This is a genomic window from Microbacterium suwonense (assembly GCF_030296555.1).
GTDB classification, from domain to species: Bacteria; Actinomycetota; Actinomycetes; order Actinomycetales; family Microbacteriaceae; genus Microbacterium; species Microbacterium suwonense.
This window is the reverse complement of sequence record NZ_AP027728.1, coordinates 111,451-136,025: the sequence shown is the minus strand read 5'-3', so window position 1 is coordinate 136,025 and position 24,575 is coordinate 111,451. Positions and strand designations below refer to the sequence as shown.

Annotated in this window: 19 protein-coding genes and 4 pseudogenes; 12 read left to right on the top strand and 11 right to left on the bottom strand. The window is 68.1% G+C overall.

The features are described 5' to 3' along the window. Positions 1-36: 36 nt before the first annotated feature. From QUE33_RS15925 to QUE33_RS00710, 3 genes and pseudogenes are all read left to right on the top strand, one after another. Positions 37-603 carry a LacI family DNA-binding transcriptional regulator gene (locus QUE33_RS15925; protein ID WP_350226483.1) on the top strand — a complete coding sequence of 189 codons (567 nt, stop codon included), beginning with the start codon at positions 37-39 and terminating at the stop codon, positions 601-603. Then, entirely contained in the window at positions 600-1,091 is a 492-nt protein-coding gene (locus tag QUE33_RS15920; RefSeq protein ID WP_350226539.1) for a substrate-binding domain-containing protein, read from the top strand. Before QUE33_RS15925 ends, QUE33_RS15920 begins: the two co-directional genes overlap by 4 nt. A gap of 222 nt (positions 1,092-1,313) precedes the next feature. Then, positions 1,314-4,326: pseudogene (locus tag QUE33_RS00710) on the top strand (glycoside hydrolase family 32 protein). A 96-nt stretch (positions 4,327-4,422) separates the two neighbouring features. On the opposite strand, the gene QUE33_RS00705 reads toward QUE33_RS00710, so the two are convergent. From QUE33_RS00705 to QUE33_RS00685, 5 genes and pseudogenes are all read right to left on the bottom strand, one after another. After that, positions 4,423-5,007 carry an NAD(P)-dependent oxidoreductase gene (locus QUE33_RS00705; protein WP_350226482.1) on the bottom strand — a complete coding sequence of 195 codons (585 nt, stop codon included), beginning with the start codon at positions 5,005-5,007 and terminating at the stop codon, positions 4,423-4,425. A 58-nt stretch (positions 5,008-5,065) separates the two neighbouring features. Next, positions 5,066-6,064 carry a 23S rRNA (guanosine(2251)-2'-O)-methyltransferase RlmB gene (gene rlmB / locus QUE33_RS00700; RefSeq protein WP_286301328.1) on the bottom strand — a complete coding sequence of 333 codons (999 nt, stop codon included), beginning with the start codon at positions 6,062-6,064 and terminating at the stop codon, positions 5,066-5,068. Beyond that, on the bottom strand, positions 6,057-7,535 hold the full coding sequence (gene cysS, locus QUE33_RS00695) for a cysteine--tRNA ligase (protein WP_286301327.1): 1,479 nt from the start codon (positions 7,533-7,535) through the stop codon (positions 6,057-6,059). The genes rlmB and cysS overlap by 8 nt, the downstream gene beginning before the upstream one ends. A 348-nt stretch (positions 7,536-7,883) precedes the next feature. Beyond that, positions 7,884-9,065, bottom strand: coding sequence for a 2-C-methyl-D-erythritol 4-phosphate cytidylyltransferase (gene ispD, locus QUE33_RS00690; RefSeq protein WP_286301326.1), 1,182 nt, complete (start codon positions 9,063-9,065; stop codon positions 7,884-7,886). Between the two features lie 94 nt (positions 9,066-9,159). Further along, positions 9,160-9,641: pseudogene (locus QUE33_RS00685) on the bottom strand (CarD family transcriptional regulator). 153 nt (positions 9,642-9,794) lie between these two features. On the opposite strand from QUE33_RS00685, the gene QUE33_RS00680 reads away from it, so the two are divergent. Then, entirely contained in the window at positions 9,795-10,289 is a 495-nt protein-coding gene (locus QUE33_RS00680; RefSeq protein ID WP_286301325.1) for a DNA modification methylase, read from the top strand. Positions 10,290-10,356: 67 nt separating this feature from the next. Here the strand turns inward: QUE33_RS00680 and QUE33_RS00675 are convergent, their stop codons facing one another. Both QUE33_RS00675 and QUE33_RS00670 read right to left on the bottom strand, forming a co-directional pair. After that, on the bottom strand, positions 10,357-11,040 hold the full coding sequence (locus tag QUE33_RS00675; RefSeq protein WP_286301324.1) for a response regulator transcription factor: 684 nt from the start codon (positions 11,038-11,040) through the stop codon (positions 10,357-10,359). Then, positions 11,037-11,827 (bottom strand): annotated as a pseudogene (locus QUE33_RS00670) (sensor histidine kinase). The gene QUE33_RS00675 and the pseudogene QUE33_RS00670 overlap by 4 nt, the downstream one beginning before the upstream one ends. A 629-nt stretch (positions 11,828-12,456) precedes the next feature. Between QUE33_RS00670 and phoU the strand changes: the two are divergent. Further along, the gene (gene phoU, locus QUE33_RS00665) at positions 12,457-13,209 is read left to right on the top strand and encodes a phosphate signaling complex protein PhoU (RefSeq protein ID WP_286302966.1); all 753 of its coding nucleotides are present in this window, start codon (positions 12,457-12,459) and stop codon (positions 13,207-13,209) included. A gap of 71 nt (positions 13,210-13,280) precedes the next feature. Here the strand turns inward: phoU and QUE33_RS00660 are convergent, their stop codons facing one another. From QUE33_RS00660 to QUE33_RS00645, 4 genes are all read right to left on the bottom strand, one after another. Continuing rightward, positions 13,281-14,024, bottom strand: coding sequence for a phosphoglyceromutase (locus QUE33_RS00660; protein ID WP_286301322.1), 744 nt, complete (start codon positions 14,022-14,024; stop codon positions 13,281-13,283). Between the two features lie 76 nt (positions 14,025-14,100). Then, positions 14,101-15,195, bottom strand: coding sequence for a CAF17-like 4Fe-4S cluster assembly/insertion protein YgfZ (gene ygfZ / locus QUE33_RS00655; protein ID WP_286301320.1), 1,095 nt, complete (start codon positions 15,193-15,195; stop codon positions 14,101-14,103). 1 nt (position 15,196) lies between these two features. Further along, positions 15,197-15,799, bottom strand: a complete 603-nt coding sequence (locus QUE33_RS00650; RefSeq protein WP_286301319.1) for a heme-binding beta-barrel domain-containing protein — start codon at positions 15,797-15,799, stop codon at positions 15,197-15,199. Between the two features lie 152 nt (positions 15,800-15,951). Next, positions 15,952-16,245, bottom strand: a complete 294-nt coding sequence (locus QUE33_RS00645; protein WP_286301318.1) for a hypothetical protein — start codon at positions 16,243-16,245, stop codon at positions 15,952-15,954. 68 nt (positions 16,246-16,313) lie between these two features. Here QUE33_RS00645 and QUE33_RS00640 point away from each other — a divergent pair, with 68 nt between their 5' ends. From QUE33_RS00640 to pstB, 7 genes and pseudogenes are all read left to right on the top strand, one after another. Beyond that, positions 16,314-16,991 (top strand): response regulator transcription factor, encoded by a 678-nt coding sequence (locus QUE33_RS00640; protein WP_286301316.1) that lies wholly within the window; start codon positions 16,314-16,316, stop codon positions 16,989-16,991. A 40-nt stretch (positions 16,992-17,031) separates the two neighbouring features. Continuing rightward, positions 17,032-19,193: pseudogene (locus QUE33_RS00635) on the top strand (RNA degradosome polyphosphate kinase). Continuing rightward, positions 19,190-20,128, top strand: coding sequence for an NUDIX hydrolase (locus tag QUE33_RS00630; protein WP_286301313.1), 939 nt, complete (start codon positions 19,190-19,192; stop codon positions 20,126-20,128). The pseudogene QUE33_RS00635 and the gene QUE33_RS00630 overlap by 4 nt, the downstream one beginning before the upstream one ends. A 171-nt stretch (positions 20,129-20,299) precedes the next feature. Further along, entirely contained in the window at positions 20,300-21,409 is a 1,110-nt protein-coding gene (locus tag QUE33_RS00625; protein ID WP_286301311.1) for a phosphate ABC transporter substrate-binding protein PstS, read from the top strand. Positions 21,410-21,495: 86 nt separating this feature from the next. Beyond that, a complete protein-coding gene (pstC, locus tag QUE33_RS00620) occupies positions 21,496-22,446 on the top strand; it encodes a phosphate ABC transporter permease subunit PstC (RefSeq protein WP_286301309.1) in 951 nt (316 codons plus the stop codon). Position 22,447: 1 nt separating this feature from the next. Further along, positions 22,448-23,551, top strand: coding sequence for a phosphate ABC transporter permease PstA (gene pstA / locus QUE33_RS00615; RefSeq protein WP_286301308.1), 1,104 nt, complete (start codon positions 22,448-22,450; stop codon positions 23,549-23,551). Between the two features lie 41 nt (positions 23,552-23,592). Beyond that, positions 23,593-24,372, top strand: a complete 780-nt coding sequence (gene pstB / locus QUE33_RS00610) for a phosphate ABC transporter ATP-binding protein PstB (protein WP_286301306.1) — start codon at positions 23,593-23,595, stop codon at positions 24,370-24,372. Positions 24,373-24,575: the final 203 nt, after the last annotated feature.

Genomic DNA, 24,575 nt, shown 5'->3' with positions numbered 1-24,575 from the left:
ACAGTCAAGACACGAACGACGAAATGAGATCTCCCCGTGACTTCGAAGACCACCGCTGCTTTCCATGCGCCCATCGCTCGACCGCGGGCGACCATGAAGCAGGTGGCGACCCTCGCCGGAGTGGGGACGAAGACGGTCTCCCGTGTGATCAATGGGGAGCCGAACGTCACCGAAGCAACGTCCGCGAAGGTCTGGGACGCCGTCCGCGCTCTGGACTACCAGCCCGATCTGCAGGCCGGGAGCCTGCGCAGGGCCGATGGCCGCACCCGCACTCTCGGCCTGCTCGTCGGCAGCGTGGACAACCCCTTCGCCGGAGTGATCCAGCGAGCGGTCGAAGATGTAGCGGCAACCAGAGGCGTATCGGTTTTCGCCTCCAGTCTCGATGACGATCCAGCCCGCGAGGAGTCAGCCGTGCGCAACTTCCTGCAGCGTCGCGTGGATGGACTCATCCTCACGACCGCCCGCACGACACCCGACTACCTGAACCAGGTCAGGGACCGCGGCGTTCCCGTAGTCTTCATCGACCGCGAACCCATGATGAAGGGACTCGACGTCGTCGCGAGCGACAACCGCGAGGAGCGCGTCGCGCGACCGAGCACCTGATCGATCACGGACATCATCGCATCGCTCTGCTTCTGGACCGGATGGACCTGATCACAGCAGTTCAGCGCCGCCAGGGGTTCTTCGATGCATTCGGCGCCGCCGGCATCCGCACGGATCTCGCTGCCGTCGTATCCGAACTGCACGATGAGCACGCCGCCCGCAGAGCGGTGCTCGATCTGATGGCATCCGACGACGTGCCCACTGCCGTGTTCAGCGCTCAGAACCTGATCACACTGGGCGCGCTGCACGCGCTGCGAGAACTCGGGCTGGAGCGCACGGTCGCTCTCGTCGGATTCGATGACCTCCCTCTCGCCGACCTGATCGACCCCGGCGTCACGGTCGTCGCGCAGAACCCGCAGGAGATCGGGCGGCTCGCCGCAGAACGTCTCTTCGCCCTTCTCGACGGGAGCACCGACTCCGCCAGACGCATCATCGTGCCGACGACGCTCATCGCCCGCGGCACCGGCGAGCTGACCGCCCCGCGCTAACCCGGACCGACTCGCTCGGCACGCTGCTCCAGCGTGCATCCGACCGGCTGCTTGCGCTGTCGAACCCGCAGCCACTATCGTCTGCAACGAACAGAATTGACATCGATGTCAATTGACAGACTGCACAAGGGAGAGCAGATGACAACCCGATCACGTCCTCGTCGCAGGTCCGTGGCGCGCCACCGAATGCACGGTGCCGCCGCAACCACGGTTGCCGTGACGATGCTCCTCGCCGGCGGCCTACCCGCGCTGGGGCAGGAGAGCCGAGCAGGTGGCGAGCAATTCCGACCGCTCGTGCACTACTCACCGACCGAGAACTGGATGAATGACCCGAACGGGATGGTCTACGTCGACGGGGCGTACCATCTCTTCTACCAGCACAATCCGCAGGCGAACGTCTGGGGAAACATGAGCTGGGGGCACGCGATCTCGCCCGATCTGCTGCACTGGGAAGAGCAGCCGCTCGCGATCCCGCAGGCTTTCGACGACGCCGGGCGATCTATCGAGGACATCTTCTCTGGCTCCATCGTCATCGATGAGAACAACTCCGCGGGGTTCGGCCCGACGGGATCGAGCCCTCTGGTCGCGATCTACACTTCGGCCTACACCCCGGAGCACCCCGAGTATGCGGGACTTCAAGCGCAGTCGCTCGCCTACAGCCTCGACGACGGGCAAACCTGGAAGAAGTACGACAGCAACCCCGTGCTGAACCGCAACTCGGCGAACTTCCGAGATCCCAAGGTTTTCTGGTACGACGGGCCCGCCGGCACCTACTGGGTGATGGTCGCCGTCGAGGCGACCGATCATCAGGTGGTGCTGTACAAGAGCACCGACCTGAGATCGTGGGAGCACCTGTCCGACTTCGGCCCTGCCAACGCCACCGATGGCATCTGGGAATGCCCGGATCTGTTCGAGCTCCCCGTCGACGGCGACCCCGACAACACCAAGTGGGTGATGGTCGTGAACCTCAACCCCGGCCACATCAACGGCGGCAGCGGCGGACAGTATTTCGTCGGCGACTTCGATGGCGTGACCTTCACCTCCGAGTCGACCGACCCGCCGGTCGAGGTTCCGGAGGAGAGGTCTTCGCGAGCTTCGACGAAGGCGACTACGAAGGCTGGACGGTTTCCAATGAACCTGGAAACTGGGCAGGTGGCCCCTGGGGCAGTGCCCCTGCGACGGGGACGCTCGATGGCCAGAGCGAGGTCACCGGCTTCGTAGGCACAGGACTCGTGAACGGATTCCTCGACCATGACTGGCCGGTCGGCAGTCTTGAATCGCCGACGTTCACGGTCGACCGCGACTACATCAACTTCCTGGTCGGCGGAGGCAAGCACCCGCACGTTCCCGGCGGCCAGCTTGAGAACGATCCTCCTGCGGGCACGACCGTGTTCGACTTCGAGGGGAGACGACGCTGAGCGATTCCGGGTGGGAGCTCACCGGCGACTTCGCGCTCGATCCGACACGCAACCCGTCTACCCAGGGCGGTGAATACTACCTGGGCGACGGACGCATCAACACCTTCGAAGGTGGGCCGAACGGCGACGACAACACCGGCACCATGACCTCGCCGCGCTTCGATATCGACGGCGACCAGTTGTCGTTCCTCATCGGCGGCGGGCAACGCGGCGATGGCTCTCTCCAGGCGGAGCTGCTCATCGACGGCCAGGTCGTGCGCACGCAGACCGGCCAGAACGATGGAGCGCTGCAGTGGTCATCCTGGGATGTCGCCGAGTTCCGCGGGCAGCAGGCACAGCTGCGCATCCGCGATGAAGCGACCGGAGGATGGGGACACCTGACCTTCGACCATCTGGTGGTCGGCGACGAGGCTTCCCAGCCCCGCTCCTCCGAGACAAGCATCAACCTCATGGTCGACGGCCGAGTCGTACGCACGGCGACCGGCGCCGACAGCGAGCACCTCGATTGGAAGTCATGGAATGTCGCGGAGCTGGTGGGTCAGGAGGCGACGATCCGCATCGTGGACAACAACCGCGGCGCCTGGGGACACATCCTCGCCGACCAGGTGACGTTCGCTGATGCTCCGGTTCCCGTCGCTGGGCAAGGATACGACTGGCTGGACTGGGGCCGCGACTATTATGCGGCAGTGTCTTATTCCGGCACACCCTCCGGTTCTCGCCTTATGCAGGCTTGGATGAACAACTGGGAGTATGCCGGAGACATCCCGACATCGCCGTGGCGGAGCTCGATGACACTTCCCCGTGAAGTGGTGCTGGTGACCACGCCGGCTGGGCCGCGCCTGCAGCAGCGGGTGGTCTCGCAGATCAGCGGCCAGCTCGACGTGGGCGCGGCCCAGTCCCGCACCGATGTGCGGGTCGACGGCGCGACAGCGCTTGAGCTCTCGGGGGACGTCGCGAAACTCGATATCACCCTGCGTCCAGGGGACGCGGACCAGGCGGGAATCACCGTGTTCTCAAACGGTGATGCCGGCACGCGGATCGGGTACGACGTGCGTCGCGAACGCATCTTCATCGACCGCACCGCCTCCGGAAACCTCGGCTTCAGTCCGGCATTCGCCTCCGTGGACGATGCACCGCTCGCGCTCGAGGATGGGACGGTCACGCTCGAGGTCTATCTCGACCGCGCGTCCGTAGAGCTGTTCGCGGCGGAAGGCCTCGTCACCCTCACGGATCAAGTCTTCCCCGAGGCCGGAGCCACCTCCATCTCAGCGTGGTCCGACGGCGGCACGGCGACGATCGAGCACATCACGGTCACTCCGCTGATGCCGACGATGTGGACGACCGTCACCCCGCCGGAGGACGGGGAGCCGAGCATCACGCTGAGCGCCGAGGCCGTCGAGGCAGGAGACGCTGTGACGGTATCCGGCACCCGGTTCCACGCGGGCGAGTCGCTGTCGATCGAGCTGCGTTCCGCCCCGGTGGAGATCGGGACCACGACGACGGACGAGCACGGCGCGTTCAGCCGTGCCGTGAAGATCCCCGTGGACACGCCCATCGGCCCGCATGCGATCGTCGTCACGCGATCGGATGGCAGTGAGCTCACGCTGCCGCTGATCGTGACGACGGCCGAGGGTGAATCCGATGAAGCCGATGGTGAACAGCCGACAGATCTCGCTGAAGAAGAGAACCTGCGCGAGACATCAGCGGACGACCTGGCCCGAACGGGCGATGTACCGCCGTGGAGGATCCTCGCGATCGGGACCCTCCTCACCGTGCTCGGAACCGTGTTCATGCAGCGACGGCGGAGAGCTCGCTGAGTACTCGGTGGGGTCGGGCGCGGACCCGACCCCACCGAGCTCAGTAGCCGACGGCGAAGCGTCCGCGGCGGTGCTTCGGCGCCTCGACCTCGTCGATCATGGCGATGGCGAAATCGGCGCCCGAGATCGTCGAGCTGCCGTCTTCGGCCCGCACGAGCACGTCGCCGCCATCGCGATAGCTGCCGGTGCGCTCTCCTCGGCCCATGGCCCGAACACCTCAGCAGGGTGCACGAAGAACCAGTCCAGTCCCTCGTCGGTGCTCTGCAGCAGCTCGAGCGAATCGATGCCGACCTGGGCCTCGTGCTTGTACTCGTCGGGGAAGCCCGTGTCGAACAGTCGCGGCCCGCCCGGTGCGACCAGGCTTCCGCCAGCGCCGCCGACCACGCCGAGTCGCGTCGCCGTGCCCGACAGCTTCTCGATGAGCGACTTCAGTGCGCCCAGCACAGCATCCTGCATGTCACCACGTGGCGACAGCGCCGAGATCACGGCATCCGCTTCGTCGAAGACATCGCCCAGAGACGCGAGATCCAGCACGCTGCCCTGCACGTACCGGGCGCCCTCGATCGGCGTCTGCGGCGCGGAGCGCGAGATCGAGACGACCTCATGACCGCGACTCACCGCCTCGCGGACGATGTGTGCTCCGGCGTAGCCGGTTCCTCCGATGACGACGATGCGGGACATGCGCTTCCTTCCGATCCGCGGACGCTTACATCCGGTACAAGTCGAAAGCGAGCCGGACTTATTCCGCCGCGCGCATGGTCGCGACCTGGTACAGCGCGACGGATGCCGCGATGCCCGCGTTCAAGGACTCGGTCGCCGCCGAGATCGGGATGGACACGATCTGATCGCAGTTCTCGGCGACCAGACGCGAGAGACCCTTGCCCTCCGAGCCGATGACGATCACGATCGGCCGATCCGCCAGCTCGAGCTTCGGCAGCATCACATCGCCGCCGCCGTCCATGCCCAGCACGAACACGCCCTGCTTCTTGAACTCCTTCAGCAGCGCGGTGAGGTTCGAGGCGAGCGCGACGGGCAGGCGCGCGGCGGCGCCGGCGCTGGTCTTCCAGGCGGCCGAGTTGACGCTCGCCGAGCGGCGCTGCGGGAGGATGATGCCGTGCCCGCCGAAAGCGGCCGTCGAGCGGATGATCGCTCCCAGGTTGCGCGGGTCGGTGATGCCGTCGAGCGCCACGAACAGCGGAGTCTCACCGCGGTCGATGACCTGTTCGAGCAGGTCCTGCGGGTGCGCGTACTCGTACGGCGGCACCTTCAGCCCCACGCCCTGATGCACTCCGTCGAACCCGGCCATCCGGTCGAGCTCCTGGCGGGTGACCTCGAGCACCGGGATCTCGCGGTGTCGGGCGATCGAGAGCATCTCGCGCACGCGGTCATCCATCTCGACGCGCTGCGCGAGGTAGAACGCGGTCGCCGGGATCTTCGTGCGCAGAGCCTCGAGCACCGAGTTGCGACCGGTGACGGTCTCGGTGTCGTCCGCCGACTTCGCGCGACTGGTGCGGTTCATGTTCGACTGCGGCCGCTGAGCCCCCGTCTTGCCCTTGCCGCCAGCGGCTGCATAGCGCTCCTGAGCGGCCTTGCGCTTGCCCGCCACGTGCCAGCTCCGGTCCTCCGCCTTCGGCGTGGGACCGCGGCCTTCCAGTGCCTTGCGGCTGTGACCGCCGGTGCCCTTGGTGGCGCCCTTCTTCTTGCTGTTGCCCGCTCCGGGGCGGCCAGGCTTAGCCATCGATACTCCAATGCGTTCCGTCCGGAGTGTCCTCCAGAGTGATCCCTGCCGCACCGATCGCATCACGGATGCGGTCGGCTGCGGCCCAGTCCTTGTCAGCGCGCGCCTGCGCGCGCTGGGCGATCATCGTCTGCATGAGCGCGTCGAGCGCGGATGCCGCGGCATCCGTCCCTCCTGATGCGGATGCCGAAGGGGCGCCGTCCAGGCCGAGCACCCTCAACATCGCGATCACAGCCGCGTACGCCGCGTTGAGCGGACCGGCGCCGTCCACCTGGAACGCGTCGATCGCACTGTTCCCCGCCCTGACGGTCTCATGCAACACCGCAAGCGCCTGGGGGACGCCGAGGTCGTCGTCCATCGCCTGGGCGAAGGCATCCGGGACGTCGCCCTCGCCCAGCGTCACTTCGTCCAGGCTCGGTTGCAGGCCGAACAGGTCGCGCGAGCGCCGTCGCGGATCAGCATCCCGTTCGTCCACGATGCGCTCCGCACGCTCCAGGAACCCGCGGATGCGCCCCAGTGCGGCATCCGCCTCCGCCAGGGTCGACGCGGTGAGGTCGAGGCTCGACCGGTAGTGCGCGGCGAGGAGCGCATAGCGCGCCACCATCGGGTCGACCCCATCGAGGAAGTCCGCGGCAAGGGTGAAGTTGCCGAGCGACTTCGACATCTTCTGGCCGCCCACCGTCACCAGGCCGTTGTGCACCCAGTAGCGCGCGAAGCCGTCGCCCGCGGCAGTGGACTGAGCGAGCTCGTTCTCGTGATGCGGGAAGCGCAGGTCAAGACCGCCCCCGTGGATGTCGAACTCGGCGCCCAGGTAGCGCTTGGACATCGCCGAGCACTCGATGTGCCAGCCGGGGCGCCCCGGACCCCAGGGCGACGCCCACACGGCATCCGCCGGCTCGTCCGCCTTCGCGCCCTTCCACAGCGCGAAGTCCTGCGGGTTGCGCTTGCCGCGCGGGTCGGCGTCGGCCGCGGCCTCCATCGCATCGAGCGACTGGTGCGTGAGTTCGCCGTACGCCGGCCAGGAGCGCACGTCGAAGTACACGTCGCCGGAGCCGTCCGGTGCCGGGTAGGCGTGGCCGCGTCGGATCAGCGTCGCGATCAGCTCCTGCATCTGCGGGATGAACCCGGTCGCTCGCGGCTCGTAGGTCGGCGGAAGGATCCCGACGGTGTCGTAGGCGGCCGTGAACTCCTTCTCGATGCGGTACGCGAGTGCCCACCACGGCTCGGCCTCGGTGGCGTTGTCGAGCGTCTTGTCATCGATGTCGGTGATGTTGCGCACGAAGGTGACCCGGCCGAAGCTACGCTCCAGCCAGCGCCGCAGGATGTCGAAGCTCAGCGCCGCGCGCACGTGCCCGATGTGCGGCCCGGACTGCACGGTCGCTCCACACACGTACATCGTCACGTTCGAGGGGTCGAGCGGAACGAAGTCGCGCAGCTCCTGCGCGCGGGTGTCATAGAGCCGGATCGTCACTGCACAAGACTACCGGGACGCCTGTCCCCTTTCCCGAGACTTCCCCGCCAGGCCTCAGACTTCCTCTCCAGCCCCCGAGACTTCCTCTCCGGGCCCCGAGACTTCCTCTCCAGGCCCCGAGACTTCCTCTCCAGCCCCCGAGACTTCCTCTCCAGCACGAAACAGGGCGTGTTGGGTGCTGTTTCGTGCTGGAAGAGAAGTCTCGCGCTGGGAAAGAAGCCTCAGGCGGGAAGGGAAGTCTCAGTCTGGGAGAGAAGTCTCAGTCTGGGAGAGAAGTCTCAGGCTGGAAGGGAAGTCTCAGGCTGGGAAAGAAGTCTCGCGCTGGGAGGGAAGTCGAGCGGGTGGGCGTCAGCGGCGGGGGATGACGAGGGCCACGGCTGTGACGGCGATGCCCTCGCCGCGGCCGGGGAAGCCGAGTCCGTCGGTCGTGGTCGCCGACACCGACACGGATGCTCCGCCCAGGGCGGCCGAGAGCACCGCCTCCGCCTCGGCACGACGGGCACTGAACCGCGGCCGATTCCCCTGGAACTGCACGGAGACGTTGCCGATTGCGAAGCCGGCATCCGTCAGCATCCGTGCCGTGCGCGCGAGGAACACATCGGCGTGCGCACCAGCGTACTCGGGGTGCGCGGTGCCGAAATGCTGGCCGATATCGCCCAGCCCCGCCGCACCCAGCAGGGCGTCGACGATGGCGTGCGCGACGGCATCGCCATCGGAGTGCCCCGACAACGGCTGCTCCCCCGGCCATTCCAGGCCCGCGAGCCAGAGACTGCCCTCGCCTCCGAAGGCGTGCACGTCGGTGCCGACGCCGATCCGCGGCATCCGTGCGGTAGGCGGATGCAGCAGCATCCGCGCCCGCTCCAGGTCGGCCGGAGTGGTGATCTTGAACGCCCGTTCAGAACCCGGGATTCGGCGAACGAACCCTCCGGCTGCGGCGAACAGTGCCGCATCGTCGGTGTGCTCCTCGCCGGCCGCCGTCGCCCGCGCGTACGCCGCCTCCAGCACGGCCCGAGGAAAGCCCTGCGGCGTCTGCGCCGCGGCGAGCACTGCACGATCCACCGCCTCGACCACCGCGTCGCCGTCGACTCGCTTGAGGGTGTCGACCACCGCGAGCGCCGGGATCGCACCGGCATCCGGGGTCACCGCTGCAGCGACCGCGTCGATCTGCGTGGCGGGCGTCAGCGCCCGTGCGGCGTCGTGCACGAGCACGGTCTCGATGCCCTCTCCGAGCGCTTCGAGACCCGCAGCCACCGACTGCTGCCGTGTCTCGCCGCCGGTGACGACGGCCGACCGCCATCCCCGGTCGCGGTTGGCTTCTGTCAGCTCGTCCGCAACTGTCTGCTCATGTCCGGCGGGCGCGACGACGATCACCTGCATCGGCGCAGCGGCGAACACGCCGTCCAGTGCGTGGCGCAGCACCGTACGTCCGTCGAGGTCGACGAGCGCCTTCGGCGCCCCGGCGCCGAGGCGAGTTCCCGAGCCGGCGGCGACGACGATGATCGCGGTGGTCGGGACGTGGTACTCGGTCACGCTGACACGCTACCGTGCGGAGCCGCTGCGGCGCAGACGCGAAAGGAGCGGATGCCGTGGCATCCGCTCCTTTTCGCATTCCGGTCGATGGCGCTCAGGAGGCGAGCACCTCGTCGAGCAGCTCTCCGGCCTTGTCCTCGTCGATCTTCTCGGCGAGAGCGAGCTCGGAGATGAGGATCTGCCGGGCCTTGGCCAGCATCCGCTTCTCACCCGCCGACAGGCCGCGGTCCTGGTCACGGCGCCACAGGTCGCGCACGACCTCGCTCACCTTGATGACATCGCCCGAAGCGAGCTTCTCGAGGTTCGCCTTGTAACGACGCGACCAGTTGGTCGGCTCCTCGGTGAAGGGCGCGCGCAGCACCTCGAAGACGTGGTCGAGGCCCTCCTGGCCGATGACGTCGCGGACGCCGACCAGGTCGACGTTCTCGGCGGGCACCTCGATGATCAGGTCGCCCTGGGTGACGTTCAGCTTGAGATACTTCTTCGTCTCCCCTTGATCACGCGATCCTTGACCTCGATGATCGTTGCGGCTCCGTGGTGCGGATAGACGACGGTTTCGCCAACCTCAAAAAGCATAAAGACGTGTCCTTTCGGCAATCTCCAGCATACCACAGCCGTTATGCGCTAAGGTTCGCGCCGGTGCCTCTCGGAACGCCTCGACGAGTCCAGGACGACGACGTCGAATCCACTAGACTGAGGCACGACATCCGTCGCATCTCAGGAGGATCCGTGAACCTGCGCTCCGCTGCGCCCATCGCTCCGCGCCTCGTCGCCGCTGTCGCTCTCGGCGCCGCGATCGCACTCGGCACCACCGGCTGCACCTTCATCACCCATCAGGCGACGACGAACGTGTACCCGGCATCCGACGGGGTCAATGTCGAGTCCACCGGCGGCCCCGTGGTCGTGCGCAACGCACTGATCATCGCCACCGACGACGGCTCGGCCGGCAACCTCGTGGCCGCGCTGATCAACGAGAGCGACAAGACCACATCGCTGAGCGTGACCGTCGAGGGCAAGCAGCTGCAGGTGCGTGTGCCCGCCGGTGAGACCGTCAGCCTGGGCGCCAATGAGGAGCCACTGCTGATCGAGAACCTCGACGTCAAGCCCGGCGCGACGGTCGAGGTGCTGTTCCGTTCCGGAGCCGACGAGGCCGACCCGCTGCAGGTGCCCGTGCTCGACGGAACGCTTCCCTACTACCGCGACCTCGTCCCCGACCAGGGATGATCCCGCAGTGACCTGATGAAGGAGGCCGGCCCGCACAGGGCCGGCCTCCTTCTCGTTCTGCACGCGATCAGCCCTCGAAACGGTACCCGAGCCCCCGGACAGTGACGAGCATGACTGGTTCGCTCGGGTTCTGCTCGATGCGCGAGCGGATGCGCTTGATGTGCACGTCCAGTGTCTTGGTGTCGCCGAAGTAGTCGCTCCCCCACACCCGATCGATCAGCTGGCCCCGCGTGAGCACGCGCCCCGCATTGCGCATCAGCACCTCCAGCAGCTCGAACTCCTTCAGCGGCATGCTGATCTCGCCGCCGTCCACGGCGACCGTGTGCCGGTCGATGTCCAGCGTGACACGGCCACCCTCGAGCACGCGCTCGTCGAGCTCGGTCTCAGCCTGGGCGATGCGGCGCAGCACGGCGCGCATGCGCGCCAGCAGCTCGCGCGACGAGTACGGCTTGGTGATGTAGTCATCGGCGCCGAGTTCGAGCCCGACGACGATGTCCACCTCGGAGTCCTTCGCGGTGAGCATGATGATCGGCACAGTGGACGTCTGTCGCACGCGCCGGCAGACCTCGGTGCCGGAGATGCCCGGCAGCATCAGGTCGAGCAGGATGATATCGGCGCCCCGTTCGCGGAATGCGATCAGCGCGCCCGGCCCGTCCTCACTGATCTCGACCTCGTAGCCCTCGCGCCGCAGCAGGTAGGCGAGCGGGTCGGCGAGGTCTGGCTCGTCCTCGACCAGCAGGATGCGGGTCATGCGTTCTCTCCGTTCGGTGCGGTGCGGGACAGCGCTTCGCCCGTGCGTGCGCGCTTTCCGCCGGTCTTCTTCTTGCGCTTCTTCTTGGACTTCTTCGCGTCATCGGCATCCGGCGCATCGATGCGTGGCAGCCGCAGAGTGAACGTCGAGCCCCGGCCCGGGCGCGACCACAGCCGCACCTCACCGCCGTGACGCTGGGTCGCATGCTTCACGATCGACAGGCCGAGGCCGGTTCCCCTGTGCGACGGGATCGCGCGTCGTCGGCCCGGTAGAAACGCTCGAAGATCCGCTCACGCTCGGAGTCGGAGATGCCGATTCCGCGGTCCGCGACGGCGATCTCGACGACGTCGCCATCGATCTTGACCCCGACGCCCACATCGGTTCCGTGTGGCGAGTACACGATGGCGTTGGCCAGCAGATTCCCGACCGCCTCGACGAGCACCTGGGCGTCCCCGCGCACCCACGCACCGCGATCGCCGCCGCGGATGAGCTCAACACCTGCGGATGCGGCCTGCACGGCGTGCGCCTCGATGGCGGCGTGCACGACCTCGTCGATCGAGACCGGCTCGACCTGCGACAGGCTCTCGGCGGACTGCAGGCGCGACAGGCTCATGATGCGTCCTGTGAGCTGATCGAGCCGCCTGGCCTCGGCCGTGATCCGCTCGGCGAAGCGACGCACCTGCTCGGGGTCGTCGGCTGCGGAGCCGATCGCCTCTGCCAGCAGGCTCACCGAGGCGACCGGCGTCTTCAGCTCATGGCTGGTGTTGGATACGAAGTCGGTGCGCATCTGATCCAGTCGCTCGCGCTCGGTGACGTCGCGGATGATGAGCAGCGTCAGTCGAGGTTCCACGACGCTGGCGCGCGCCGACACCACGCGAGGATCCAGCGATCGAGCCGTGGTCAGGCGCAGTGTCTCAGAGCGGCTGATGCCGCTGCTGCGCACCCCGCGCACGAGTCGGCGCAACTCGTCGTTCTCGAGCACGGCACCGACACGGATGCCGAACAGCGCGGCCGACCTGGTGGTCGCAACGGCCAGTCCGGATGCATCCAGCACGCACGCCGCATCGTCCATGCCCGCGAGCATGCCGGTGATGCCCGCCGGGATGGACGAGGAGTTGTCCTGGATCGTCTGCATCCGCATGCGGTACGCCCAGGTCACCAACAGCACCACTCCGGCGCCGATGGCAATGCCGATGGCGAGTGCGAACAGCGCGAGCTGAGGCGAGGGCATGCATCCAGAGTAGGGGCAGGTCCGGCGCCGATCCGTCGTTCAGCCCGTCGTCACGTGCATGAGGGTCGAGTGTTCACGAGCCCGGCACCATTCGTTAACCTTCGATGGGGACAATCGACCTCGGCCGCGTCCGCGCGGGCCCGTTCGGCATCCGTGCCGACCCCACGACGAAAGGGTGCACCGACATGCGCGAAGTCTTCCACCAGTCCCTCGAAGAGCTCCAGTCGCGCCTGGCGGAGATCGCCGATCTCGTGACCGTCGCAATCGAGAAGGCCACTACGGCCTTCGCCACCAGCGACGTCGCCCTGGCCGAGGAGGTCATCGCGAACGACGCGCAGATCGACGAGCTGGCCGTCGCCCTCGACGAGCAGGCCATCGAGATCCTCGCGCGCCAGCAGCCGGTCGCACGCGACCTGCGCATCGTCATCACGGCGCTGCGCGTGAGCGCCTCGCTGGAGCGGATGGGCGACATGGCCGAGCACATCGCCCAGCTGGCACGGCTGCGCTTCCCGGAGCGGGCGATCCCGAAGGGACTGAAGAGCACGTTCCGCCGCATGGGCGAGCTGGATGCCGAGATCTCGCGCACCCTGGCCCAGCTGCTGCGCACCCAGGATCTGCGCTTCGCCGACGACATCCGCAATGCCGACGACGACGTCGACGAGCTGCACGCCAGCGTGTTCGAGAAGGTGCTCAGCGACAACTGGAAGGGCGAGGCGACGGCCACGGTCGATGCGACACTCGCCAGCCGCTATCACGAGCGCTTCGCGGACCATGCCGTGGCTGTCGCGAAGAAGATGGTCTACCTCGCCACCGGCGACTGGGCCGTGGACGAGGAGGACATCCCCCTCGCCGCCGAGGCGCAGGAGTCCGCCGCCCCGCAGGAGTCCGCCGCCCCGGAGCCCCACCCCGCAGCCCCACCTCGCCGAGACCCCTCCTGAACGTCGAGACCCCCTCTGAATCGCGTGATTCAGAGGGGGTCTGGGCGCTGGTGAGGGGTCTCGGCGAGAGGTTACTTCTTGCCCTGGGAGGCGACGGCGGCAGCGCCCGCGGCGGCGGCCTCGGGGTCGAGGTAGCGACCGGGAGCGGTGGGGACGTTGTTCTCGTCGAGCTCGTACACCAGCGGAATGCCGGTGGGGATGTTCAGCTCGGCGATGTCGTCGTCGCTGATGCCCTCGAGGTGCTTGACCAGGCCGCGCAGCGAGTTGCCGTGCGCGGTGACCAGCACCGTCTTCCCGGCCTCCAGGTCGGGAACGATCGCGCCCTCCCAGTAAGGGAGCAGACGGTCGATGACCAGCTTGAGCGACTCGGTACGCGGCACCTCGCCGTCGATGCCGGCGTAACGCGGGTCGTTCACCTGGCTGAACTCACTGTCGTCGTCCAGCAGCGGCGGCGGCACGTCGAAGGAGCGACGCCACAGCATGAACTGCTCCTGACCGAACTCCTCGAGCGTCTGGGCCTTGTCCTTGCCCTGCAGCGCGCCGTAGTGGCGCTCATTGAGCCGCCAGGAGCGGGTCACCGGGATCCACAGTCGATCGGCGGCATCCAGTGCGATGTTCGCCGTCTGGATAGCGCGGCTCAGCAGCGAGGTGTGCAGCGCGTCGGGCAGAAGCCCCGACTCGGCGAGCAGTTCGCCGCCGCGGCGGGCCTCTTCCTTGCCCTGCTCTGTCAGACGGACATCGACCCAGCCCGTGAAGAGGTTCAGCTGGTTCCATTCGCTCTGGCCGTGGCGGAGGAGAATCAGGGTGCGCGTCATGGATTCAGCTTATCTTTTCCGACGCCGGGTTCCGGGCTTCGTGACCTCGGCGCACCGTCGCTCCGATCGTCCGACCTCAGCGGGCGGCGCGGGGGTCCTCGCCCACGGGGCGGCGAGACAGGCGCGTCAGGCGCGGCACGCCGGCCGTGGCCCCGGCATCCGCGGGTACGATCACCTGCTGCGCGGCGGCGATGTCGACGCCGTCGGAGTGCACCACCAGCTCACCGATCGGAGCCCTGCGAGACAGGAGCGCGAGGGCGATCGGGCCGTCCTCGTAATGCAGTGCGGCCGAGGTGATGTGCCCCACCTCGTCGGTGCCGGCCAGCACCGGGTCGCCGGCGACCGGCAGCACGACGTCACTGCCGTCCAGATGCAGCGCGGTCAGACGGCGCGGCGGATGCCCGAGGTTGTGCACCTTCGCGACCGTCTCCTGCCCGCGGTAGCAGCCCTTGTTCAGGTGCACGGCGCTGCGGATCCAGTCAGATTCGTGCGGGATGCTGCGTTCGTCGACCTCGTGCGACCAGCGTGGACGCCAGGCCGCGATGCGCAGCGCCTCGGCGGCGAGCGCACCGGCGAACGGGCCGGTCAGGTCGGCGGCCTCCGCCGCCACGGCCACGCTCCACGCGTAGCCAGCGGCCGGATGGCCCTCGACGAGCGCGTACTGGTGCCCGCCCGGCTGCACCTCGTGCCAGGGATCGCGCCAGATCACCGGGACGCCGTTCGGAGCGGATGCTGTGAGGCGCGCCTCGGCCTCGCCTCCGGCGAAGAACCCGACCAGGGCGGCATCCTCTCGCACCGTCACGACGACACGCGCGCGGAACACCATCCGCTGCAGCCAGGTCGCGAGTGTGTCGGCGTCGCCGTCATCGGCGATCAGCCAGGTCGAGGCGCCGTCGTCGAAGACGCCGGCGGCGTGCTCCACCCGTCCCTGGGGGTCGAGCACCAGCAGCTCCGTGCTGTCGCCGGGCTGCAGCCGCACGAGGGACTGCGAGGTGATCGAGTCCAGCCAGCTCAGCCGATCCTCCCCCGCCACCTCGATGAGTGTTCGGTCGGTCAGCGGCGCCAGTGCGAGGCCGGTCGCGAGCGAGCGCTGCTCGATGAGGGGGTTGCCGAAGTGCGTGATGACCCCGCCGTCGCGGACGGCCCCGGGAAGAGCATCGAAGGCGACCATCTCAGACCTTGGCCAGTCGGGCGGAGGCGTGCGACTTCAGCGGCTCGCCCAGCGCGGTGATGTCCCAGGCCCACAGCAGGTGGGCGTCGACGAGGCCGTACATGCGGGTGGCCGCGGTGTAGTCCTTCGCTCCGGCCGGGCGCACCACGGCATCCGTGGCGATGTCGATCCGCGGGCCGGCGATACGACCCAGGTACAGCTCGAGGGTGCCGTCGGAGTGCGTGACCGACACCTCGATCGGGAAGCCGTCGTCCGTGCGCAGCCTCTCGACGTCGTGCACGGTGCGCGCCGGTGCCGACGCGGTCGGCGGCAGCAGCGCCGGGCCCGGGTCGGACTCGGTGCGCGGTCGCGCGAGGCGCCAGAAGCCGGTCTCGGCCAGCAGCGGCACCGGTTCATCCTCGCCCTCGGCGCCGAGGAAGGATGCCGTCGCCGCGTAGTTCAGGAACGGTCCGCCGTCATGGCTGAAGCTCACGCGGTGCGAGAACTCACCCTGGAAGCGCTGCGCGCCCGCGGTGTACTCGATGACGCCGGTGCCCTCCCAGACGCCCAGCAGCCACGACAGCGGCGCGAGGTCGGCGGGAAGATCGGTGGGCAGCTCGATCACGACGGAGTCGGATCAGCGCTGGCCGCGGAACAGGTTGACGAGCACGACGCCGGCAACGAAGGCGATCGCGAGGCTCGCCAGTCCCAGCAGACCGAGGAAGAAGAATTCGAGCGCGACGGGATCCATGCGCCCAGTCTAGTCGCTCGCGCGGGTCACAGCGCGGCGGCCAGCGCCGACAGCCCGAACACCGCCGAGATCAGCCCCATCACCACCAGCGCACCCACCGTGCTCGCGGCGACCCGCACGATGAACCCGCGGGCGCGGCCGTAGGCGAGCTGCACGGCGAAGGACAACAGCACGATGCCTCCGAAGGCGATCATCAGCCAGGTGACACGGTCCTGCTCGGGGAGCACGATGCCCAGCGTCAGCCCGGCGACGAGCGAGACGATCCACACGGCGATGACGCCGTGGAACGCGTTGCGGGGCGCGAGTGCGGGTTCGGACATGAGGCCATGGTACTTGCCGACGGCGACATGCCGTCGGCAGACGGCCCATCGCGAACTAGGATCTTCCCGTGGCCCTGTTGCTTGCGCTCAGCCCCGCTCCCGACGAGGAGAGGCTGCTCCCCGCGCTCGCACTGCTCTCGCACAGCATCCGCCGGCATCCGCTCGACCCCTCCCATCTGATGTCCCTGCCTGAGGCGGACGCCCTCCTGGTCGACGCCACCACCGACCTCGTCGCCGCACGGACCGCCTGCCGCCTGCTGCGCACGGCGGCCGTCGACGCACCGGTGCTGCTGGTCGTCACGGAAGGCGGGCTCAGCGCGGTCACCGCCGACTGGGGCTTCGATGACGTCATCCTGAACGACGCTGGCCCCGCAGAGGCGGACGCGCGTATACGCCTGGCACTCACTCGCGCCGCAGACGACGAGCCCGCCAGAGTGCAGGCATCCGGCATCACGATCGACGAGCAGTCGTACTCGGCCAGATTGCACGGCCGCCCGCTGGATCTGACCTACAAGGAGTTCCAGCTGCTGCACTTCCTCGCTACGCACCCCGCCCGCGTGTTCACTCGCGAGCAGCTGCTCAGCGACGTCTGGGGCTACGACTACTTCGGTGGCACGCGCACAGTCGATGTGCATGTACGCCGGCTGCGCGCCAAGCTCGGCGACGCCGAGCAGATCATCGGCACGGTGCGCAACGTGGGCTACCGTTTCAATCTTCATGACGAGGATGATCCCGACCACGAGTGAGTTCACGCACCGGACACCTCCGGGTGCGAAGATGTACCCCATGATGGAACCCGTACTTTCCGACGCCGGGCTCGGGGATGCCGAGGACGACGACTTCGATGCGCACGAGGTGCCGGATGCCGAGCTGCCCGATCACCGCTATCACGACCGCGAGCTGAGCTGGCTGGCGTTCAATCGGCGGGTGCTGGAACTGGCCGAGGACACCTCGCTGCCGGAGCTGGAGCGGGCGAACTTCCTGGCGATCTTCGCGAGCAACCTCGACGAGTTCTTCATGGTGCGGGTGGCGGGGCTGAAACGCCGCATCCTCACCGGTCTTGCCCTGCCGACCAACGTCGGACGGGCCGCGAGCGACGTGCTCGGCGACATCTCCGCCGAGGCGCACGCCCTGCAGCTGCGCCACGCCGCCGTGTGGACCAACTCCATCCGGCCGGCGCTGGCGGATGCCGGCATCGAGATCACCGAATGGGACGAGATCACCGACGAGCAGCGGGCCGCGCTGAGCGAGTACTTCCAGTCGCAGGTGTTCCCCGTGCTGATGCCGCTCGCCGTCGACCCCGCGCATCCGTTCCCCTACATCTCCGGGCTCTCGCTGAACCTGGCGATCCGCATCCGCAATGCGCGCACCGGACGGCAGGACTTCGCCCGGCTGAAGGTGCCGCCGATGCTGCCCCGCTTCGTCGAGGTGCCCGGCGGCGGAGAGATCATGCGCTTCATCCGGCTCGAGGAGCTGATCGCGAACCATCTCGGCGATCTCTTCCCCGGCATGGAGGTGCTCGACCACCACGCCTTCCGGCTGACCCGCAACGAAGACGTGGAGATCGAGGAGGACGAGAGCGAGAACCTCATCCAGGCGCTGGAGGCCGAGCTGCTCCGACGCCGGTTCGGACCGCCCATCCGCCTGGAGATCACCGACGACATGGACGACGTGACGCTCGAGCTGCTCATCAAGGAGCTCGACATCACCGACCAGGAGGTGTACCGGCTGCCCGGCCCGCTGGATCTGCGCGGCCTGTTCGACCTCTCCCGCATCGACCGCCCCGATCTGCGCTACCCCCGCATCTGCCCACCACGGCGGTGGCTTTCCAGCCCGGCGACAGCAATGAGCGTCCCGACGTGTTCAAGGCGATCGGCAAGGGCAACGTGCTCGTGCACCACCCGTACGAGTCGTTCGCGACCAGCGTGCAGGCTTTCCTGGAGCAGGCCGCCCGCGACCCGCACGTGCTGGCCATCAAGCAGACCCTGTACCGCACCTCGGGCGACAGCCCCATCGTGCAGGCGCTGATCGACGCGGCTGAGGCGGGCAAGTCGGTGCTGGCCCTGGTCGAGGTGAAGGCGCGCTTCGACGAGGCGAACAACATCGTCTGGGCGCGCAAGCTCGAGAAGGCCGGCGTGCACGTGGTGTACGGTCTGGTGGGCCTGAAGACGCACTGCAAGCTGGCGCTGGTGATCCGCGAGGAGGACGGCGGGCTGCGGCACTACTCGCACGTGGGCACCGGCAACTACAACCCGAAGACGAGCCGCATCTACGAGGACTTCGGACTGTTCACCACCGACCCGCAGATCGGCAAGGACCTCACCCGGCTGTTCAACGAGCTCAGCGGCTACGCGATCGAGAAGAAGTTCAAGCGCCTGCTGGTCGCTCCGCTGCACCTGCGCAAGGGTCTGCTGCGGCACATCGAGCACGAGCGCAAGAACGCTCTGGCGGGCAAGCCCGCCCGCATCCGCATCAAGGTGAACTCGATGGTCGACGAGCAGATCATCGACTCGCTGTACCGGGCGAGCATCGCGGGGGTGATCGTGGAAGTCTGGGTGCGCGGCATCTGCAGCCTGCGCGTGGACCTGCCCGGTGTCAGCGACAACATCACGGTGCGCAGCATCCTGGGCCGCTACCTCGAGCACTCCCGCATCTTCGCGTTCGAGAACAACGGCAACCCGATCGTCTACATCGGCAGCGCCGACATGATGCACCGCAACCTCGACCGGCGCGTGGAGGCGCTGGTGCGGCTCTCCGCCCCCGAGCACATCCAGGAGCTGAACGACCTGTTCGACCTGGCGATGGACGAGGGCACCAACTCGTGGCATCTCGGTGCGGGCGGGGTCTGGACCCGCGCGGCCGGCTCTGACGACCATCCGCTGCTGGACCTGCAGGATCACACGATGACCGCCGTGCAGGGCCGCCGACGCAAGAGAACGGTCCGATGACCGACACTGCGGTCTTCGCCGCCGGCGCCGTGGTGTGGCGTCTGGTCGAGGACAAGCTGCGCATCCTGCTGATCCACCGCACGAAGTATCGCGACGTCACCCTGCCCAAGGGCAAGGTCGACCCCGGCGAGATGCTGGCGCAGACCGCCGTGCGCGAGGTGCGGGAGGAGACCGGCATCAAGGTCGCCCTGGGTGTGCCGGTGGGCGTGAGCAGGTACTGGATGCGCCCGAAGCGGCAGAAGGTCGTGCACTACTGGGCCGCCGAGGCGACGGATGCCGCGATCCGGGCCTCCACGTTCGTGCCCAACGGCGAGATCTCGGGCCTGGAGTGGGTGAGCCTGAAGAAGGCGCGCGCACGCCTGAGCTATCCGGTGGATGTCGAGATCCTCGACAGCTTCGCGCAGCTCGTCGACGACGGCGTGCTGCACACCTTTCCGCTGATCGCCCTGCGTCACGCCAAGGCCGTCGCGCGCTCCGGCTGGGAGGGCGCGGATGCCGAGCGCCCGCTCACCGAGCGCGGTCAGCGCCAGGCGAAGGCGATCGTCGCCCCCTTGCGGGCCTTCGGTGTGCGCCGCATCGTCTCCAGCGACGCGGTGCGCTGCCTGCAGACCGTCGCGCCGTTGGAGCACAAGCTCGGGCGCACGGCACGGGTCACGTCGAAGATCAGTCAGGATGCCTGGGAGGACGGCTCCGCAGACATCCGATCGGTCGTGGGACGGCGCGTGCGCTCCCGCAAGCCCGCTGTGCTGTGCAGCCACGGACCGGTGCTGCCCGGCATCCTCTCCGAACTCGCCCTGGCGACCGGGACGATGCACGGGTCCTACATCGACAGCGCCAGCAGTCTGGAGACGGCGGGCTTCTCGGTGGTGCATCTGTCGGCCACGAACCCCGGGTCCGGGATCATCTCGATCGAGACCCACGAACCCAAGGTCTGACTCCGCGCTGGCCACTGCGATCCACCCTGCTCCTTCGTCCCGGCGCTGGTGCGCCGCCATCCGTTCACCTTCCGTTCACCCGCGGGGGCAAGTCTCGTTAACCGGCCCTCCTAGCCTCACTGTGTGCCCTGCACCGGGCATGACACATTTCCCCGATCGAACGGATCCACAGTGAAGATCACCCGCACCGCTCGCATCAGCGCCATCGGCGCCATCGCCGCACTCGCCCTCACCGGCTGCGCCGCGAACGAGCCCAGCACCCCCACCGACCCGGAGCAGCCCTCCTCCGGTGCCGAGCTGAGCGGCAACCTCATCGGAGGCGGCGCCACCTCGCAGGAGGTCGCCATCTCCGCCTGGACCAAGGCCTTCCAGACCGCCAACTCCGGTGTGACCGTCGACTACGACCCGCAGGGCTCGGGCGCCGGCCGAGAGTCGTTCGCCGCCGGCGGGTTCGCCTTCGCCGGCTCCGACCGCGCTTTCAAGACCGACGAGCTGTCCTCGATGGAGTTCACCGGCTGCGCCGCAGACTCGGGAATCGTCGAGATCCCCGCCTACATCTCGCCGATCGCCGTCATCTTCCACCTCGACGGCATCGACGAGCTCAACCTGGATGCCGACACGCTGGCCGGTATCTTCGCGGGCACCATCACCAACTGGAACGACCCGAAGATCGCCGCGACCAACGACGGCGTCACCCTCCCCGATCTCGCGATCAACCCGGTGCACCGCTCGGACAAGTCCGGCACGACCGGGAACTTCACCGACTATCTGGCCGCAGCGGCCGGGGACGTCTGGACGCACGGCTCCGTCGAGGAGTGGCCGCTCCCCTCCGGCGAGGCGGCGCAGGGCACGTCTGGTGTCGTCCAGGCCGTCGAAGGCGGTCAGGGCACGATCGGCTATGCGGATGCATCCCGGGCCGGCGAGCTGGGTACCGTCTCGGTGAAGGTGGGCGACTCCTTCGTCCCCTACTCCCCCGAGGCCGCCGCGGCGATCGTCGATCACTCGCCGCTCGAGGAGCGCGAAGGCGCGGGTGACCTGGCCGTCGACCTGGACCGCACCAGCTCCGAGGCCGGGGTCTACCCGATCGTCCTGATCAGCTATCTGATCGGATGCGAGCAGTACGCCGACCCGGCCCAGGCCACTCTGGTGAAGGGCTTCTTCAGCGAGGCGATCAGCGCCGACGGGCAGCAGGCGGCGGCCGAGGCGGCCGGCAGCGCCCCGATCTCGGATGAGATCCGCGCCAAGGCGCAGGCCGCCGTCGACCTGATCGTCACCGACTGATCCGAGCGGCGGGTGGTCGGCATCCTCATGTCGACCACCCGCCCGCTCATCGCACACCACCCGACCACGACGAGGGGCACCCCGAGATGACAGCCACCGCCACCCCGACGGCCGCACCTGCGAAGGCGGCGGCCACGCAGCGCCCCGGAGATCGCTGGTTCTCGGGCGCCGCCCTGTCGGCGGGCACGATGATCCTGGTGACGCTCGCCGCCGTCGCGGTGTTCCTCGTCATCCAGTCGATCCCCGGAATGACCGCCACCGGCGACGACGCCACGATCCTGAAGACCGACTTCTGGGAGTACGTCGGGCCGCTCGCCTTCGGAACCGTGTGGGCGGCGGCCCTCGCACTGCTCATCGCCATTCCGCTGTCGATCGCAGTCGCGCTGTTCATCTCGCACTACGCTCCCCGGCGGCTCGCCCAGGGCCTCGGTTACATCGTCGATCTGCTGGCAGCCGTGCCCTCGGTGGTGTTCGGAATCTGGGGCATCGCCGTGCTCGCTCCGGCGGCCCTCCCGATCTACACCTGGATGACCCAGCACCTGAACTGGATCCCGCTGTTCGACGGGAACCCATCCGGGCGGAACATCCTCACGGCCGCGATCGTGCTGGCCGTGATGGTGCTGCCCATCATCACCGCGATCTGCCGCGAGATCTTCCTGCAGACGCCCACTCTGCACGAGGAAGCCGCCCTGGCGCTGGGCGCCACCCGCTGGGAGATGATCCGCATGGCGGTGCTGCCGTTCGCCCGCGGCGGGATCGTGTCGGCCTCGATGCTGGGGCTGGGTCGCGCGCTCGGCGAGACGATGGCCGTCGCCATGGTGCTCTCCGCCTCCGGCGGGATCACCTGGCGTCTGCTCACCGCGCAGAACCCCAACACCATCCCCGCGAACATCGCGCAGACCTTCCCCGAGGCGTACGGACTGAACATCAACGTGCTGATCGCCACCGGCCTCATCCTCTTCGTGGTCACGTTTGCGGTCAACGCCGTCGCGCGCTGGATCGTGAACCGCCGCAAGGAATTCTCGGGAGCGAACTGACATGACCATCATCGAGAACGCCCCGTCCGCCGCCCCGGCAGCGGTGCAGCTCGCACCGGCGGTGCGCATCACCAACGGCCGTCTGCCGTCGTGGTCGCCGTGGGCCCTGCTGGCGGCATCCCTGGCGATCGCCGCCGCCGTCTTCGGCGTGATCGCCGCGGGCGGCGGCGGCTTCAGCGTCGTAGGCACGCTGGTCGTCGGCATCCTGCTGTATCTCGTGCTCATCGGCGTGACCTCCACCCTCGTGGAGGGCCGGCGCAAGGCCACCGACCGCGTGGTCACAGCGCTGGTGTCGACGGCCTTCGGCATCGCGATGATCCCCCTCGCATCGGTGGCGTACACCGCGCTGCAGAACGGCGTGGCAGGACTGAGCGCGGAGTTCTTCTCCCACTCGATGCGCAACGTGGTCGGCGAGGGCGGCGGCGCCCTGCACGCCATCATGGGCACGGTGCTCATCACGCTCGCCGCCGCGGTGATCTCCATCCCGATCGGCCTGCTCACCTCGATCTATCTGGTCGAGTACGGTCGCGGCAGACTCGCCCGCGGCATCACCTTCCTCGTCGACGTGATGACCGGCATCCCCTCGATCGTCGCCGGTCTGTTCATCTACGCCCTGTTCGCGCTGCTGATCGGCCCCGGCATCCGCATCGGCCTGATGGGCGCGCTGTCGCTGGCGGTGCTGATGATCCCCGTCGTCGTCCGCTCCAGCGAGGAGATGCTGCGCCTGGTGCCCAACGAGCTTCGCGAAGCCTCGTTCGCACTCGGCGTGCCGAAATGGCTGACGATCCTCAAAGTCGTGCTGCCCACCTCGATGGCGGGCATCGTCACCGGTGTGACGCTGTCGATCGCACGTGTGATCGGCGAGACCGCGCCGCTGCTGGTGACCGCCGGATTCACGGCATCCATGAACTACAGCCTGACCGACGGCCGGATGATGTCGCTGCCGGTGTTCGTGTACACGCAGTACATGAATCAGGGCATCCCCGCCGAGGCGTACGTGAACCGCGCCTGGGCCGCCGCGCTCGTGCTGATCCTGATCGTGATGGTGCTGAACCTCGTCGCCAGGCTCGTCGCCAAATACTTCGCTCCCGCCAAGATCCGCTGAGCGCCGTCCCGAAGAAGTCCGAAGAAGCCCGAAGGAACGCCTTGTCAAAGAGCATCGAAGTCAACGACCTGAACGTCTACTACGGCGATTTCCGCGCCGTCGAGGGTGTCTCGCTCGACATCCAGCCGCGCAGCGTCACGGCGTTCATCGGCCCGTCCGGTTGCGGCAAGTCCACCTTCCTGCGCACGCTGAACCGCATGCACGAGGTGATCCCCGGGGCCCGCGTCGAGGGCGAGGTGCTGCTGGACGGCAAAGACCTGTACGGGCCCGGCGTCGACCCCGTGCTGGTCCGTCGCCAGGTGGGCATGGTCTTCCAGCGACCCAACCCGTTCCCGACGATGTCGATCAAGGACAACGTGCTGGCCGGGGTCAAACTGAACAACACGCGCATGTCTCGCGCCGACGAAGACGCCCTGGTCGAGAAGTCGCTGACCAGTGCGAACCTGTGGAACGAGGTCAAAGACCGCCTCGACAAACCAGGCTCGGGGCTCTCCGGCGGTCAGCAGCAGCGCCTGTGCATCGCCCGGGCGATCGCCGTCTCGCCCGAGGTGATCCTGATGGACGAGCCGTGCTCGGCCCTGGATCCCATCTCGACCTACGCGATCGAGGAGCTCATCGGCGAGCTGAAGAACGAGTACACCGTCGTGATCGTCACGCACAACATGCAGCAGGCCAGCCGGGTCAGCGACAGGACGGCGTTCTTCAACATCGCCGGCACCGGAAAGCCCGGCAAGCTGATCGAGTACGACGACACCGCCACGATCTTCACCACCCCGTCGGTGCAGGCCACCGAGGACTACGTCTCCGGCCGCTTCGGGTGATCGGGGCCTGGGCCGTGGTCTGGGCCGTGGGTCGTGTGATGGATCACTGACGGCCATCGGGTTCCTCGGCGTGTTCGCGTGCGACACGCCGAGGCTTTTCGTCAGCGTCAGTGATCCGGTACGCGCGCTCTCTCCCTGCACATCTTCGGATTCAGGCGAGTTGTCCACGGATGCCGGGCTGCGGCCCTCTCGGCGTCGCGACG

What these genes read in the sequence shown, in the direction of transcription:
- QUE33_RS00675 (WP_286301324.1), bottom strand. Translation starts at nt 11,040, where the DNA reads ATGACCCGCATCCTGCTGGTCGAGGACGAGCCAGACCTCGCCGACCCG.
- QUE33_RS00660 (WP_286301322.1), bottom strand. Translation starts at nt 14,024, where the DNA reads ATGACGCGCACCCTGATTCTCCTCCGCCACGGCCAGAGCGAATGGAAC.
- QUE33_RS00645 (WP_286301318.1), bottom strand. Translation starts at nt 16,245, where the DNA reads ATGTCCGAACCCGCACTCGCGCCCCGCAACGCGTTCCACGGCGTCATC.
- QUE33_RS00705 (WP_350226482.1), bottom strand. Translation starts at nt 5,007, where the DNA reads ATGTCCCGCATCGTCGTCATCGGAGGAACCGGCTACGCCGGAGCACAC.
- pstA (WP_286301308.1), top strand. Translation starts at nt 22,448, where the DNA reads ATGACCATCATCGAGAACGCCCCGTCCGCCGCCCCGGCAGCGGTGCAG.
- phoU (WP_286302966.1), top strand. Translation starts at nt 12,457, where the DNA reads ATGCGCGAAGTCTTCCACCAGTCCCTCGAAGAGCTCCAGTCGCGCCTG.
- QUE33_RS00630 (WP_286301313.1), top strand. Translation starts at nt 19,190, where the DNA reads ATGACCGACACTGCGGTCTTCGCCGCCGGCGCCGTGGTGTGGCGTCTG.
- rlmB (WP_286301328.1), bottom strand. Translation starts at nt 6,064, where the DNA reads ATGGCTAAGCCTGGCCGCCCCGGAGCGGGCAACAGCAAGAAGAAGGGC.
- ygfZ (WP_286301320.1), bottom strand. Translation starts at nt 15,195, where the DNA reads ATGGTCGCCTTCGATGCTCTTCCCGGGGCCGTCCGCGACGGCGGGGTC.
- pstC (WP_286301309.1), top strand. Translation starts at nt 21,496, where the DNA reads ATGACAGCCACCGCCACCCCGACGGCCGCACCTGCGAAGGCGGCGGCC.